General features: G+C 66.9%; 12 protein-coding genes. 5 read left to right on the top strand and 7 right to left on the bottom strand.

Features of this window, described 5'->3' with window-relative positions; translation table 11 throughout:
- Positions 1-24: 24 nt before the first annotated feature.
- The gene (locus BM365_RS00305) at positions 25-1,227 is read left to right on the top strand and encodes an amino acid aminotransferase (RefSeq protein WP_093485560.1); all 1,203 of its coding nucleotides are present in this window, start codon (positions 25-27) and stop codon (positions 1,225-1,227) included.
- 52 nt (positions 1,228-1,279) lie between these two features.
- On the opposite strand, the gene ugpC is transcribed toward BM365_RS00305, so the two are convergent.
- A complete protein-coding gene (gene ugpC / locus BM365_RS00300; RefSeq protein WP_093485558.1) occupies positions 1,280-2,362 on the bottom strand; it encodes an ABC transporter ATP-binding protein in 1,083 nt (360 codons plus the stop codon).
- A gap of 433 nt (positions 2,363-2,795) precedes the next feature.
- Here ugpC and glk point away from each other — a divergent pair, with 433 nt between their 5' ends.
- From glk to BM365_RS17690, 4 genes are all read left to right on the top strand, one after another.
- Positions 2,796-3,803 carry a glucokinase gene (gene glk / locus BM365_RS00295; RefSeq protein WP_093485556.1) on the top strand — a complete coding sequence of 336 codons (1,008 nt, stop codon included), beginning with the start codon at positions 2,796-2,798 and terminating at the stop codon, positions 3,801-3,803.
- Between the two features lie 232 nt (positions 3,804-4,035).
- A complete protein-coding gene (gene edd / locus BM365_RS00290; protein ID WP_093485554.1) occupies positions 4,036-5,946 on the top strand; it encodes a phosphogluconate dehydratase in 1,911 nt (636 codons plus the stop codon).
- Between the two features lie 27 nt (positions 5,947-5,973).
- A complete protein-coding gene (locus BM365_RS00285; RefSeq protein WP_093485552.1) occupies positions 5,974-6,630 on the top strand; it encodes a bifunctional 4-hydroxy-2-oxoglutarate aldolase/2-dehydro-3-deoxy-phosphogluconate aldolase in 657 nt (218 codons plus the stop codon).
- A 25-nt stretch (positions 6,631-6,655) separates the two neighbouring features.
- A complete protein-coding gene (locus BM365_RS17690; protein ID WP_139227243.1) occupies positions 6,656-6,973 on the top strand; it encodes a hypothetical protein in 318 nt (105 codons plus the stop codon).
- 31 nt (positions 6,974-7,004) lie between these two features.
- On the opposite strand, the gene BM365_RS00280 is transcribed toward BM365_RS17690, so the two are convergent.
- From BM365_RS00280 to BM365_RS00255, 6 genes are all read right to left on the bottom strand, one after another.
- Positions 7,005-7,676 (bottom strand): hypothetical protein, encoded by a 672-nt coding sequence (locus tag BM365_RS00280; RefSeq protein ID WP_139227241.1) that lies wholly within the window; start codon positions 7,674-7,676, stop codon positions 7,005-7,007.
- A 53-nt stretch (positions 7,677-7,729) separates the two neighbouring features.
- Positions 7,730-10,882, bottom strand: coding sequence for a discoidin domain-containing protein (locus BM365_RS00275; RefSeq protein ID WP_093485548.1), 3,153 nt, complete (start codon positions 10,880-10,882; stop codon positions 7,730-7,732).
- A 37-nt stretch (positions 10,883-10,919) separates the two neighbouring features.
- Positions 10,920-11,741: a carbohydrate ABC transporter permease gene (locus BM365_RS00270; protein ID WP_093485546.1), complete on the bottom strand. Its 822-nt coding sequence runs from the start codon at positions 11,739-11,741 to the stop codon at positions 10,920-10,922.
- The gene (locus tag BM365_RS00265) at positions 11,738-12,622 is read right to left on the bottom strand and encodes a carbohydrate ABC transporter permease (RefSeq protein WP_093485544.1); all 885 of its coding nucleotides are present in this window, start codon (positions 12,620-12,622) and stop codon (positions 11,738-11,740) included. Before BM365_RS00265 ends, BM365_RS00270 begins: the two co-directional genes overlap by 4 nt.
- Positions 12,619-13,902 (bottom strand): sugar ABC transporter substrate-binding protein, encoded by a 1,284-nt coding sequence (locus BM365_RS00260; RefSeq protein ID WP_093485542.1) that lies wholly within the window; start codon positions 13,900-13,902, stop codon positions 12,619-12,621. The genes BM365_RS00265 and BM365_RS00260 overlap by 4 nt, the downstream gene beginning before the upstream one ends.
- Before the next feature lie 81 nt (positions 13,903-13,983).
- The gene (locus BM365_RS00255; protein WP_343124169.1) at positions 13,984-15,561 is read right to left on the bottom strand and encodes a glucoamylase family protein; all 1,578 of its coding nucleotides are present in this window, start codon (positions 15,559-15,561) and stop codon (positions 13,984-13,986) included.
- Positions 15,562-15,703: the final 142 nt, after the last annotated feature.

The following is a 15,703-nucleotide window of genomic DNA, read 5'->3' as shown; positions in this document are numbered from 1 at the left end:
TCCCACACCAACGGCCCACATTCCGTGTCTCTTTTTGCATCCGTCGAACTGGTGCCCGGCGACCCCATCCTGGGGCTGACCGAGGCCTACAACGCCGATCCGCGTACCCAGAAGGTCAACCTGGGCGTCGGCATCTATTACGACGAACAGGGTCGCATCCCCCTGCTCGACTGCGTGCGCCAGGTGGAACAGGCGCTGGCCGCCGCCGCCAAACCGCGCGGCTACCTGCCGATCGACGGCCTGGCCGCCTACGACGCGGCGACCCGCGAGCTGGTCTTCGGCAAGGAATCGGCCCTGGTCGCCGCCGGCCGCGTGGCCACCACCCAGACCGTCGGCGGCAGCGGTGCGCTGCGTGTCGGCGCGGACCTGCTGAAGAAGCTGCTGCCGCACGCGACCGTGGCCATCAGCAACCCGAGCTGGGAGAACCATCGCGCGGTATTCGGCGCCGCCGGCTTCGACATCGTCGACTACACCTACTTCGATGCGGCCACCCACGGCCTGGATTTCGCCGGCCTGCTCGCCGACCTCGGCCAACTCAAGCCGGGCACCGTCGTACTGCTGCACGCGTGCTGCCACAACCCCACCGGCGCCGACCTGACGGTCGACCAGTGGAAGCAGGTGGCGGGCGTGCTGAAAGAACGCGGCCTGTTCCCCTTCATCGACATGGCCTACCAGGGCTTCGACAAGGGCATCGCCGAAGATGGCGCGGCCGTGCGGATCATCGCCGAGGCCGGCATCGACAGTTTCGTCGTCGCCAACTCGTACTCGAAGTCGTTCTCGCTCTACGGTGAGCGCGTGGGTGCGTTGTCGGTGGTCGCTCCCGATGCCACCGCCGCCAAGGCGGTGCAGTCGCAGGTCAAGCGCATCATCCGCACGATCTACTCCAGCCCGTCCACGCACGGCGCCGCGCTGGTGGCCGGCGTGCTGGCCAGCCCGGAGCTGCGCGCGCTGTGGGAGATCGAACTCGGCGGCATGCGCGAGCGCATCCATGCCCTGCGTGCCGGCCTGGTCGACAAGCTGGCGGCGCTGGGCGCGCCGGAGTTCGCCTTCATCCAGCAGCAGGCGGGCATGTTCTCGTATTCCGGCCTGGGCAAGGCGCAGGTCGATCGCCTCCGCGATGAGTTCGGCATCTATGCCGTCGGCACGGGCCGCATCTGCGTGGCCGCGCTGAACCAGCAGAACCTGGACTACGTCGCACAGGCCGTCCACACCGTCAGCCGCCGCTGACGACAAAGAGGCCGTGTAAAAGAAAAGGGAGGCTTCGGCCTCCCTTTTTCGTTCACCCCAGCCGCATGCCGCTGTCCGGATCGAAGAAATGCGGCACGGCATTCTCCAGCGTGACGCGCAGTGCGTGACCGGGTTCGGGCAGGTGCTGCGGCGGCATGCGCGCAACCAGTGCCTGGCCGGCATAGGACAGATTGACGAAGACCTCGTTGCCCACCGGCTCGATCAGCTCGACCTGCGCTTCGAACGCCGGCTTGCCGATACCGGCTGGCTGCAGGTGCTCGGGTCGCAGTCCCATCGCCACGCGGCGTCCGAGCCACGCGCTGGAGACCGGCGCCGGCCCCAGCGGTACGGCCGCACCACCGTCGAGCACCAACCGCAACCCTTCATCCTGCTGCAGCGTGCCCTGCAGGACGTTCATCGCCGGGCTGCCCAGGAAGCCGGCGACGAACAGGTTCGCGGGCCGGTCGTACAGCGCCATCGGCGTGTCGATCTGCTGGATCTCGCCATCCTTCAACACCACGATGCGCTGGCCCAGCGTCATCGCTTCGACCTGATCATGCGTCACGTAGACCATCGTCGCGCCCAACTGGCGATGCAGCCGCCCGATCTCGGTGCGCACGGAATGGCGCAGCTTGGCGTCGAGGTTCGACAGCGGTTCGTCGAGCAAGAACACCGACGGCTCACGCACCAGCGCACGCCCCAGCGCAACGCGCTGGCGTTGTCCGCCGGACATCTCGCGCGGCAGCTTGCCCAGCATGTGGGTCATGCCGAGCGTGTCGGCCGCGGCGTTGACCCGCCGGTCGATCTCCGCACGCGCCACGCCTCGAAGCTTCAGTCCGAAGGCGAGGTTCTCGGCCACGGTCATGTGCGGGTACAGCGCATAACTCTGGAACACCATCGCGATGTCGCGGTCCTTCGGGGCCACGTCGTTCACGCGGCGACCGCCGATCATCAGGTTGCCGTCGGTGATGTCCTCGAGGCCGGCGATCATCCGCAGCAGCGTCGACTTGCCGCAGCCGGACGGACCCACCAGCACCATGAGTTCGCCGTCGGCGATCTCGAAACTGGCCCCGTGCACGGCGACTTGGCCGTTGTCGTACACCTTGCGCACGCGGTCGAGTTGGACACTGGCCATCACTGCTCCGGTCGGGCATCGCCCGTCTACTGGGTTGCCGCCGCCGGGCCCCTCCCGGTCGCAGCCGCCACCCTCGCGGGCGACGTGTTCGCTTCCCGTTCCGTGGGCGGGGAAGTTGCGCTATTCTGCCATGTAACCGTTTTCACAGCGCAAGCGGCCTCGGCGCCGATGTCCTGAAGTCCCCACCGCACATCCTGCCGCCCATGCGTTCTTCTTCGCCCCGCACGCTCGCCCCCGTTCCCGCGTATGCCGGAATCGCGCATACGTATACGCATGTCGCATACGCGAGCATCGCGACATCCCCGCGGCGCAGGTGCGCGCTATCATGCGCCGCCCACGCGACGTGGCCACTCCACGGCAACACAGGATCGACCAGGCGAATGCAGCGGACCAGTTTCGGAAGCCACACTGCAGCGAACAGGATGTTTCCCGCATGAGCAACGCTGATCGCGTCCTCCTCGCCGATATCGGCGGCACCAATGCGCGCTTCGCGCTGGCCGATCCGCATGCCGACGTGCCGTTGCTCGACGACAGCGTGCGCGAGTTCGTGGTGGCCGATTTCCCGTCGCTTGCCGATGCCGCGCAGCACTATCTCGACGAGACCGGCGCCACTGCGCAGAACGGGGTGTTCGCCGTCGCCGGCCGCGTCGATGGCGACGAAGCCCGCATCACCAACCATCCCTGGGTCATCTCGGTGAACCGCACGCGCCAGGCGCTCGGTTTCCAAGGCCTGAAGCTGGTCAACGATTTCGCCGCGCAGGCCATGGCCGTGTCGCTGCTGACACCGCGCGATGTGGTCGCCATTGGCGGCGCACGCTGGAACCCCGCACCGCTGTCGGTGCCACGCACGTACGCCGTCATCGGCCCCGGCACCGGGCTGGGCGTCGCCGCGCTGGTGATCCGCGACGGCCGCGCCTACCCGCTGGAAACCGAAGGCGGCCATGTCAGTTTTCCGCCCGGCACGCCGGAAGAAATCCGCATCCTCGAAATCCTGTCCGCACAGTTCGGCCGCGTGTCGAACGAACGCCTGATCTGCGGCCCCGGCCTGGTCAACCTGTATCGCGCGCTCAGCGAAATCGCGGGCGAGGATCCGGGTGGTCCGCTGGAGCCGAAAGACGTCACCGCGCGCGCCGCCGCCGGCGATCCGCGCTGCGTGCGCACGCTGGATGTGTTCTGCGCGGTGTTCGGTGCGATCGCAGGCGATCTGGTGCTCACCACCGGCGCATGGGATGGCGTGTTTCTCACCGGTGGACTGGTGCCAAAGCTGCTGCCGTCGCTGCAGCATTCCGGCTTCCGCCAACGCTTCGAACACAAGGGCCGGTTCTCGCCGGCGATGGGCCGCGTGCCGACGCTCGCGAACGTGCACCCGCGTCCCGGCCTGCTCGGCGCGGCGGCGTACGCCGTCGAGTTGTTCGGCTCGGGACAACCCGCGCGCGCCTGAGGTTTCGCGCATTTGCGCGCTGCATCGCAGCACGATGCAGCGGCGCGCATCAAGACTGGTCTGGCTTTGGTCGCTTTCGCGCCTGCGTCAAAGGCGGTAGAAAGCAGCATGCCGTCGCCGTCTTCCTCCGTCCTGCCGCTCCGCACGTGGAGCCCCGGGTGCGGCGCGCTTCTCACGACCTTTTCCGCCACGACATGCAGAATTCCCACATCTGCAGCCTAGCCCTACGCCCATGAGCCTGCACCCCCGCATCCAGGAAGTCACCGAACGCATCCGCCAACGCAGCGCCCCGTTGCGCCGCGTCTATCTTGAAGGCATCGACGCCGCGCACCACGGAGGTCCGCAGCGCGAGCGACTGAGCTGCGGCAACCTGGCGCACGCGTTCGCTGCCTGCGGACCGACCGACAAGGGCCGCCTGCGCGCCGATGCCACGCCCAACCTCGGCATCATCAACGCCTACAACGACATGCTGTCGGCGCACCAGCCGTTCGAGCATTACCCCGAGATCATCCGTCAAGTCGCGCGCGACCTCGGCGCCACCGCGCAGGTTGCCGGCGGCGTGCCGGCCATGTGCGACGGTGTGACCCAGGGCCGTCCCGGGATGGAACTGTCGCTGTTCTCGCGCGACGTCATCGCGCAGGCCACGGCGATCTCGCTGAGCCACGACATGTTCGACGCCGCGCTCTACCTCGGCGTGTGCGACAAGATCGTGCCCGGCCTGCTGATCGGCGCGCTGGCGTTCGGCCATCTGCCCGCGGTGTTCGTACCGGCCGGCCCGATGACGCCCGGCATTCCCAACAAGGAAAAGGCCGCCGTGCGCGAGCGCTACGCCGCTGGCCAGGCCACGCGCGAAGAACTGCTCGAAGCGGAGGCCGCGAGCTACCACGCCGCCGGCACCTGCACGTTCTACGGCACCGCGAATTCCAACCAGGTGCTGCTGGAAGCGATGGGCCTGCAATTGCCGGGCACGTCGTTCGTCAATCCCGACCAGCCGCTGCGCGACGTGCTGACCCGCTCCGCCGCCGAGCGCGCGCTGCGCATCACCGCGCTGGGCGACGACTACCGGCCGATCGGGCGACTGATCGACGAGCGCGCCATCGTCAACGCGATGGCGGCGCTGATGGCGACCGGCGGTTCCACCAACCACACGATCCACTGGATCGCGGTCGCGCGTTCGGCCGGCGTGGTGCTGACGTGGGACGACATGGACCTGATCGCACAGACCGTGCCGCTGCTGGCGCGCGTCTATCCCAACGGCGAAGCCGACGTGAACCGTTTCGCCGCGGCCGGCGGCACCCAGTTCGTCTTCCGCGAACTGCTCGACGCGGGCCTGATGCACGACCTGCCGACGATCGTGCCCGGCGGCATGCGCGCGTTCTGCGACGAGCCGCGTTTGCAGGACGGCGGCCTCGCCTATGCACCCGGCATCGCGCAGAGCGCCGACGAGGACGTGGTGCGCCCGGTCGCGCGCGCGTTCGAAGCGCAGGGCGGCCTGCGCCTGCTGCGCGGCAACCTCGGCCGCTCGCTGATCAAGACCTCGGCCGTGAAGCCGGAGTACCGCTTCATCGAAGCGCCGGCCGTCGTCGTCGACGACCCTCGCGCGCTCAACAAGCTGCATGCTGCGGGCGCGCTGCCGCAGGATTTCGTCGCCGTCGTCCGATACCAGGGCCCGCGCGCGAACGGCATGCCGGAACTGCATTCGCTGGCGCCGCTGCTGGGCCTGCTGCAGAACCAGGGCCGCCGCGTCGCGCTGGTCACCGATGGTCGCCTCTCAGGCGCGTCGGGCAAGATTCCCGCCGCCATCCACCTGACGCCGGAAGCCGCCCGCGGCGGCCCGCTCGCGAAGCTGCGCGAAGGCGACATCCTCCGCCTCGATGCCGAAGCCGGCACGCTCGAAGCGCTCGTCGACGCCACCGAATGGGCATCGCGCGAGATCGCGCCCAACACCTCGCCGGCCGCGCTCGACCTGGGCCGCAACCTGTTCGCGATCAATCGCGACGTGGTGACGCCGGCGGACCGCGGCGGCATGTCGGTATCCTGCGGCCTGCCCTTCCATGACGGCACGTGGGAATACGATGCGGAGTACGAGCTGGGCGATGCTGCGCATGCCGCCGACGCACCGCACGAAGCCAAAGACGCCTGAGCCCTCCTTCTTCCCGACTCTCTCCGCATGACTATCGAAGCCCGCCAGCAGAAAGCCGAATCCCTCCTCCGCGCCGCCGGCATCCTGCCGGTCGTCACCGTGCACACGCTGGACGAGGCGCGTCGCGTCTCCGAAGCCCTGTTGAAAGGCGGGCTGCCGGCAATCGAGCTGACGCTGCGCACGCCGGTGGCGATGGAGGCGCTGGCGATGCTGAAGAAGGAACTGCCGGACATCGTGATCGGCGCGGGCACCGTGCTGAGGACCGAACAGATCACGCAATCCATCGATGCGGGCGCGGACTTCCTCGTGACGCCTGGTACCCCGCCGGCACTCGCCGATGCGCTCGCCGCTGCCGACATCCCGGTGGTGCCAGGCGCCGCGACGCCGACCGAACTGCTGTCGCTGATGGGCCGTGGCTTCCGCGTCTGCAAGCTGTTCCCCGCCACCGCTGTCGGCGGCTTGGCGATGCTGAAGGGGCTGGCCGGTCCGCTGTCGGAGCTGAAGATCTGCCCCACCGGCGGCATCACCGAGGACACCGCGGCCGATTACCTGTCGCAGCCGAACGTCGTCTGCATCGGCGGTTCGTGGATGGTGCCGAAGGGCTGGCTCGACAACGGCGAGTGGGACAAGGTCACCGCCAGCTCGGCCAAGGCCGCCGCCATCGTCAAAGGTGTGCGCGACTGAGGCAGCCAAAGTGTTAGCCGTCGAGATGGAAGAGAACGCATACGAGACACTGACGTTTCGCGCTGAAATTTCACTCGATCAAAGCGCGATGTTCGGTCGACCTGGATTTGGCTCCGGTATACGTCCAAATCATCGTCTACCCGGCAGAGATTATTACGTCTTTGGGCAGATCGATTTCATCGACATCGACTGGCTAGCACCAAGCGAAACATGTGAGGCGACCTGTGTTTTCGTGGTCCCCAAGCAGGATGTCGCCACGTTCGTTCCCGGCTTCCGCTGGGAATTCTCGGAGGGTATTCGTCGCGTCGGCTTTGGCCACATCTTATGGATCGATAACACTTAGCGACCCATCATCCTTTCGGCGAAGGATTACGCTATGTATTTGCCGACAGCGTCACAGCGACACGCTGTCGCCGCCAGCTGAAGGCCAACACGCCATACCAGCCGACCATCAGCAGGCCGAGCCACCACTCGAAGATGTTTTCCCAGCGGTCTTTCGCAAGGGGATCCGCGACGGCCAGCCCCGCCACGACATTCGCGATGCCCAGCCCCAGCATCGCGGCGGCGATCCACGACATCCACGCGATGACGCTCGCTGGCAGTGCCTGCATGCGCGACGCGCGACGCATCAGCGCCAGTTGCGCGAGATAGCCGAAGCCGAAGTACACCACCATGCCGTAGCGGCGCAGGAAGCGGTAGGCCTCGCCTTCGGTGCCGAGAAAAGTGGCGTAGACCGCCAGCGCAATCGCCGACATCACGCCCAGCACGAGCATCAGCCGGCCTCCGCGCAGCCAGTGGCGGGCCAGCCACCAGACCAGCGCGTGCAGCACGGCGCACGGGATCACCAGCAGGCGGAACATGTGGTTGCCGTCGCCATGGCGGGCGGCGCGGCTGATCGACACGCAGCCCTCGAGATACGGCACGCAGGCCGGCACATGCCCGGCCTGGATCGACAGCAGGTAGGCCGCATGCGCCGCGACCAGGAACAGCAGCGCGATCAGCAGCGGCAGCGGCCAGAGCGGCATTCGGGCGTCATCGGCGGTCATGGCGAGAGGCGCAAGCAGGAGCCGCGCCTACTCTATCCCCATCCGCCGCGCGCTCAACGCGCGCGGATGCTGACCTTCGCGGGCAGCGTGGTGATGCGCAGCTCGCCGTCCTTCCACTGCGCCGGCTTGCCGTTGATACGGGTTTCGCCCGGCTCGCTCGCGTACGGCCACGGCAGCACCAGCCCACCGGCCGGCAGCTTCATGCCCGCCTTCACGTCGAGCTGGAGCTGCCCGTCCGTCTTTCGCAGCCGGTAGCCGAGCACGCCGTTCGGCGTGCGCAGCCCGTCGATGGCGATGCCCTCGCCGTCCAGCCACGCCGCCGGCACGCCCGCTGCCAACACGAGGCTGTCGTCGGCTTCGCGGGTGTAGGCGAACATGTCCAGCGCCGAGCGCACGAAATCCGACGCGACCCACGCATGCGGAAGATCGCCGACGAAGAACGGCTTGCGCGGCGTGCGCGACACCACTTCCGCCCACTGGTTCCAGGCCTGCGGCACGCGATCGTCGAAGAAGAAGTCCAGCACCTCCCACGCCCGTTCACGCCAGCCCAGCCGCACGAACGCGGCCACGTTGCGCCACTCGTACGGCGTGTAGTCCTTCCACTCGCGCTGGCCATCGCGGCGCTGCACGAATTCGCGCCAGTAGCGCTGGAAGGTGTTATCCAGCAGGTCGGCCGGCAGCTTGCCCTGCTCACCGCCCGGTGCCAGCGCGATGGTGGTCGAGGTCGGATCGAAGTCGCCGATCTCGGCCGCCCCGGGCAGGTAGTCGATCTTGTTGCGCTCGGTGGCCGCACGCAGCGAGGCGTAGAGGTCGTCGCGGAACTGGTCGCGCGATGCGGCCATGCGCTTGGCTTCGCCCGCCTCGCCCAGCGCTTCGGCCACTTCGACGGCATCCTTGTAGCCGCGCAGCGCCCAGAAGTTGTCCCAGTACGAATGCATCGGCTTGGCCGAGTAGCCTTCGTGACTGATCGACGCCGGCATCATTCCGTAGAACGCCGCGTTGACCGCGCGGTTGGCCTCGGTGCGCTCGCTGAGACGCAGTTCTTCCATGTAGGCGAACGCACCCTGCACGTGCGGCCACATCGCCTTCAGGAACGCCTTGTCGCCCGTATAGCGGTAGTACTCGGCGATGTTGAAGATCAGTTCGCCGTGGCTGTCGTTCTCCGGCACCGGATCGCTGCCGCGATCGTCGACGCAGCACGGCACCTTGCCGTTCTTGAACTGGTACGGCGCGTACCACTCCACGTACTCCTTCACCACTTCCGGACGACCCAGGCGCAGCAGGCCTTCGGAAATCATGGCGCCATCGCGGATCCAGCTGCGCGAGTACGAGCGCGTGCCCGGCTGCAGGCGCGGCCCGATCCGAGAGATCAGCATGTGCGCGAGCGCGGTGCGCAGCGTATCGGCGACCGGCTGGCCTTCGGCCGGCACCTGCAGTTTCATTTCGTCGAGCTTCTTTCGCCAGATGCCCGCCATCGCCTGCTGGTCGCGCGCCGCATCGATGCGTGTCGGCAACGCGCCTTCCAGCGGCGCGACCCAGTCGATCTCCCGGCTTTCGCCCGGCGCCAGCGTGAAGCGGTAAAGCACCGCGCCGGAGGCCAGGCCCGTCGCGTCGCCGTCGACCGATGCGGTGGTCGCCTTCGATGCGTCGCTGTCTTCGATACGTTCGCGCACCATGCCTTCATCGAAGTGCGACGCCAGCACGGCATCCGGCGTAGCGAAGCGCAGACTGTCGCGCCCGTTCACGCTCGCCACCCCATCCCGCAGCGCGATGGCTTGGATTGGGCTGAAGCCGCCGGTGGTGTTGAGGAACTGGCTGGGCGGATTGACCTGCCACGGCTGCACGGCGAGGGCGATCGCATAGTCGCGCGGCGTGGTGCCGGTGTTGGTCAGGCGATGGCGCGCGACCACGCGAGAATCGCCCGGCGCGCCGGCCGCGAACGCCGTGGTGGACAGCGAGAACAACGGATGCGTCCAGGTAACCGTCGGCATCGGCAGGTAGCCGTCCTGCAGCGACTGCGCCGCCTGCACGTCGGACCAGCCGACCCAGTGGCCGTCCACCTGCACGTACGGCTCCACGCTGATGCCGCCCTTCGCGATCTCGATCGCGCCGTCTTCGCCGATCAGGCCCTGCTCGCGCCCGCCATCCAGGCCGACGATGGTCCAGTACGGCTGTTCGCCGCTGAATCCGCGCGGGAACCAGCCCTTCGGCGCATCGGCCGCCATCGCCTTGATCACGTCGTTCGGATGCGCGGCGAACGCCAGCGGCTTCACCTCCAGCCCGGCGAGGGCGAACGCATTGCCCGGGCCGTCGCCGATCACGATGCGCACGTAGCGCGCTTCGGACTCCGGCAGCGCGAGGTAGTCGCGCCCGCCATTGCCGTCGACCACCGTGCGTACGTCGCGCCAGCGCGCACCATCGTCGGACAGCTGCACGAGGTAGTCGGAGGCGTGTTGACCCGCCTTCCAGTCGAGTACCAGGCCGCCGAACTCGCGTACCTTGCCCAGGTCCAGCGTCAGCTGCGGGTCCTGGTTGCCGTGCAGGTCCGCGGACCACGCGGTATCGGGTTTGCCATCCACCGCCAGCGACGCGGCACCGGCCGGGAACGCGACGTTCGCGCTCGCCTTGCCGGTCAGCGGCGCGCCGTCATCGACAGGCAACGGCTGGAACGTCAGCTGGTCGAAGCAGACCGAGCCCTTGCCGCCGACATTGTTGTAGATGGTGTATTCGAGCTTGACGCTCTTGCGCAGCACGCGGTCCGGATCGGGACCCCAGGCCTTGTCGATGTGGCGCGTCTTGTAGCGCACCGGCGTCCATGCGGTCGGGAAATCGTACTTCGGCCGGTTGACCCACCACACGTTGTCCCCACTGGCATCGATGACCTTGAACTGCAGGTCGTTGCGCGGCGAATCGCCACGGAGCTGGAAGCCGAACTGGTAGTTCTGTGGATACTCGAGCACCAGGTCGCGCTGGATGCCCGCATGGCCCGACACACCGTTGAAATCGTAATCCAGGCACATCGCCTTGCCGTCGACCCCCTCCACGGTCCGCAGCACGCCGCTGACCTGGTTGGAGGTGACCACGCGCCACGTGGACGCGTCATCGAACGCATCCAGCACGCGTACCGGCGTAGCTGCGTGGGCGCTGGCGCAGACCGCCGCGAGCGCTGTCCATCCGGCCGTGAGGCGGGCGAAAGTCGACACCATGTTGTGATCTCCGTCGGAGGGCGACAGCGCGACGGGCTCAGCCCTTCACGCTGCCCAGCAGCAAGCCCTGGATGTAGTAGCGCTGCAGCACGAGGAACAGCAGCAGCACCGGCAGGATGGTGACGACCGAGCCGGCCATCATCAGTTCGTAGTCCATCACGTGCTCGCGCGACAACGCCGCCAGCGCCACGGGAAGGGTCTGCAGCGCGTCGTCGCTTAGGACGATCAGCGGCCACATGAAGTCATTCCAAGCCCCGAGGAAGCTGAAGATCGCCAGCGTCACCAGGATCGGCTTCAGGCCCGGCAACACGATCTGGAAGAAGATGCGCGCCTCGCTGGCGCCGTCGATGCGCGCGGCCTCGAGCAGTTCGTCGGGGATCGAGCGCGCGTACTGGCGCACGAGGAAGATGCCGAAGATCGCCGCCATGCCGGGCACGATGGCGCCGGCATAGGTGTTCACCAGGCCCATCTGCTTGAGCAGCAGGAACAACGGCATCATCGCGACCTGCGCGGGGATGACGAGCGCGGCGAGCAGCGCGCGGAAGGTGCTGTCGCGGCCCTTGAAGCGCAACTTGGCGAACGCATAGCCCGCCATCGTGTTGAACAGCAGCGACAGCAGCATCACGCTGGTCGAGACGATGAAGCTGTTGATCAGGTAGCGGCCCATCCCGGCGCGCACGAACAGGTCGCGGTAGTTGTCGAGCGTGGGGGCCGCTGGCAACAGCGGCGGCGGAAAGTGCCCCGCTTCGCCGGTCTGCATGAAGGACACCGACAGCATCCACAGCAGCGGACCCAGGCTGAGGACGGCCAGCGCGACCAGCAAGCCGTTGACGACGATCGAGGCGAGGCGCTGGTTCATTCCACGCCCCGCTTGCGCGCGAACCACAGCAGGCCGCTGGTGACGGCCGTCATCAGGATGAAGAGCAGGAACGCCACCGCCGATGCATTGCCCAGGTTCCACCACTTGAAGCCTTCTTCGTACATCAGGTAGAGCACGCTCTTGGTGCTCTCCAGCGGCCCGCCTTGGGTCATCACGTAGGGCTCGGCGAACAACTGGAAATACCCGGCCATGGTCAGGATGCCGACCAGCAGCAGCACCGGGCCCAACTGCGGCAGGGTCACGTGGCGGAACTGCGCCCAGCGCGAAGCGCCGTCGATGCGCGCGGCTTCGTAGAGGTCTTCGGGGATGCTCTGCAGGCCGGCGAGGAAGATGATCATGTTGTAGCCGAAGTTCTTCCACACGGCGAACAGGATGATGGTCGGCATCGCCCAGGTCGGATCGCCCAGCCAGTCCACCGGATCGATGCCCACCCACGACAGTCCCCAGTTCACCAGGCCGTACTTGGTATGGAAGAGATAGCGCCAGATCACCGCGACCGCGACGACCGTAGTGACCACCGGCGCGAAGAACGCGGTGCGGAAGAAGCCCTTGAAGCGTCCCAGCTTGGAATGCAGCAGCAGCGCTGCACCGAGCGACACCGCGACCGACAGCGGAACGCCGACGACGACGAAGTAGACCGTGTTGCCCAGCGATTTCCAGAACAACGGGTTCTGCAGCAGGCCGACGTAGTTGTCCAAGCCGACGAAGCGCAGGTTGCCGATGTCGGCCAGCGCATAGATGTCGAAGTCGGTCAGGCTCAGCACGAATGCGGCCAGCACCGGCAGGCCGAAGAACACGACGATGACGGTCAATGCCGGCGCGGCGAACAACCAGCCTGCGAGCGCGTGGGTCGACCTCATGGCGCGGCCCCTGCCTTGTCGGCGTGGTCCAGCATCCAGCGACGCTTCTCGAGGATGCGGTCAGCGCGACGATCCAGTTCCTCGACCGCCTGGTCCACCGTCAGGCGCCCGTTGGCCACCTGCTCGCCGACCAGCCGCATTTCCGTGGCGATCCGCTCCCACTCGGGCACCTTGGGCGTCGACACGGCGCGTTCCAGCTGCTCGCGATAGGCCTTGGCGTAGGGATCATCGGCCAGCGCCGGGGTCAGCCACGGAGAGCGGCGCGGCGGCAGATCGCCCGTCAGCGCATGGAATTCGGTCTGCACCTGCGGCGACGACAGCCAGGCGATGAGCTTCCAGGCTGCGGCCTTGTTCGGCGAGTTCTTGAACACCACGAAGCTGGTGCCGTTGGCGAGCGAGGCGCCAGGGCCGTTCGGGCCGGGCAATGGCATGGTCATCCAGTCGTCCTGCTGCGCGGCGGGCAGGCGCTCCTTGAACTTGGCGATGTTCCAGGGACCGGAGATGTAGAACGAATAGAAGCCCTTGCCGAATTCGTCCCACACGTTCGAGATCTGGTTGTTGGTCACCACCGGCGCCCACTGCTGATCGAACATCTCCTTGTAGAAGCCGAGCGACTGGCGGAAACCTTCACTGCGGAAATTGCCGTACCGGCCACCGTCGCGCAGCAGCGGCTCGGGCTGCTGGATGGCCAAGCTCAGCAGCGGTTCGAATTCGTTGAGCGGCAGCAGGATCGAGTAGTTGCCCTCGCCCGCCACCTGCTTGACCTTGCGCAAGGCGATACGCCACTCGGCCCAGCTGGTGGGCAGCGTCTTCACCCCGGCTTTCGCGAGTATGTCGCGACGGTAGAACGGCAGGCGGGTCTCGACATACCACGGCACCGCGTATGCGCGCCCGTCGATCACGCCGGTGTCCCAGACACCGGGGAAGAAATCCGCCTGATCGAAGCCGGGCGTGGCGGCGATCTGGTCGTCCAGCGGATCCAGCGCACCGAGTGCGGCGAACTCCGGGATCCATGTGTTGCCGATCGGGCACACGTCGGGCAGCGAGTCGCCCGCGAAGGCGGTCAGCAATTTTTCGTGCGCCGACAGCCACGGCACGATCTGCAGGTCGACATGGATGTCGGGGTGCTGGCGCTCGAACTCGGGCAGCAGTTTCGCCACCACTTCGCCTTCGTAACCCATCACCCAGAAGCGCACCGTGGTGCGCGTGTCTTCCGTGCGCGTGCAGCCTGCCAACGTCAGGACAAGGCCGACGATCGCGAGCAGGGAACAGCAGCGCATCAAGGCCCGCCTTCCAACGAAGGCGGCCCTGATGCGTGCTGGAGAGAACGACGCTGGCACGCGCTCGACCATGCGTGCAGCTTACTCTGGCTGCTGCGGACGCGCCGCCTCGGGCTGTGCGGCCTGGTTCGCGCGCGATTCCGCGGTGCCCAACGCACGTGCGGCGGCCGCATCGAGATCCGGCGGCGCGGTGGGCGCCGTCGGCGCGGTCTGCGCTGCCTGCTCGGTCTTCGCATCCAGCCATCCGCCTTCGAAGCCGGCCTTCTTCAAACCGTCCCGGATGTACGGGTTCTTCTTCATCACGTTCCAGACGAACTCGCTGCGGTAATTCGTGATCATCGCGAGGATCGGGCCCTGGTCGATGCCGATGTAGTCGCTGGCCACCCAGCCCTTGCCCGGCACGATGCGACCGGTCTTCAGCGGGATGTCGTAGTCGAAGCTCGGGTTGAACGAATCGAGGAAGCCGTAGCTCGAGTAGAGATAGTCGCCGTAGCGGCGATGCATCTCTTCAGTGGCGGGAATCACGATCTCGGGCGCGAACGGCAGCGAGGCGATCGCCGCCGTAGGCGCGATGGTGCCGTCGTCGAAGTTCTCGCGGAAGCCGGCGCCACGCGCAGAGTAGTGGCGGAACTGGCGCTGTTCGCCGCGGTATTCCTGCAAGGTCTGCTGCGGACCATCCGAGGCGGTCAGGCCCCAGACATTTTCGCCGTAGTCCTTCCACTTCATCGGATTCTCGGTGGCGTAGGCACGCTGGGCGTAGGTCGCGCGACGGCTGTTCTCGAAGTAGTCCATACCGCGTTCGCGCATGTAGGCATCCTGGATGCCGCGGAAGTCGATCCAGACATGGCTGTACTGGTGGCCGAAGTGCGGCGCGAAGGTCAGGTACTCCTGTCCCTGGAACACACCCCACAACTCGCCATAGCTGCGCGTCCAGACTTCCCATGCGTCCTGGCCCACCGGATGCGTCGGCGACGCCATCGCCAGCACGTAGACCATCATGGCTTCGTTGTAGCCCTTCCAGTCGTGCGGGATGGTGCCGCTTTCGGGGAACCAGCCCATCGAGATCAGCGGCTTGTTGTTCTGCAGGAACGTCCAGTCCACGCGCTTGTAGATCGTATCGGCGATCTCGCGAATCTCTTTCTCGCGCGCGTCATCGCGGTCGTAGTACGACTGCGCGAATAGCACGCCCATCATCAGCAACGACGTGTCCACGCTGGAGAGTTCGACCCAGCTGTTGAAGCGCTGGCCGGTGTCCATGTCGAGGAAGTGGTAGTAGAACCCCTTGTAGCCACCCCGCCCTTCCTTCTGCGCGCCCTGCGGCACGTCGCGCAGGAACTTCAGCGTAGTCAGCGTGCGGTCCACTGCCTGGGTGCGGCTGACCCAGCCGTTCTCGATGCCGATCGGATACGCCGTCAACGCATAACCGACCGAGGCGATGCTGGCGAAGGGACGCGACGGATAACGGTCGGGCGTCAGTCCATTCACTTCGTTGGTCGTATCCCAGAAGAACTGGAACGTACGACGCTCGATATCGCGGAATAGCGGCGGCAGTTCCGGCTTGGCTGGCGGCTCGGGCTTGGCGGCGACGGCGGGCGCCGCCGGCTTGGCCTCGGGCTTGGACGCGGGCTCCGGGGTTTTCTGGCAAGCGGCGATCGCCATGGTCAAGACCAGGGCGACAACGCTGGAAATTCTGGGGACTCGAATGGCTGGACTGGTCATCGTCTTGAAATGTAATCGTTTACATTGGAGGTCGAAATAGGTGGGAAGCCATATTCAACCCTCTGGTTCATGTTCAGCGCGG

Origin of the sequence: Pseudoxanthomonas sp. YR558 (assembly GCF_900116385.1) — a bacterium.
GTDB lineage: Bacteria > Pseudomonadota > Gammaproteobacteria > Xanthomonadales > Xanthomonadaceae > Pseudoxanthomonas_A.
This window is presented reverse-complemented; position numbering and strand designations above follow the sequence as displayed.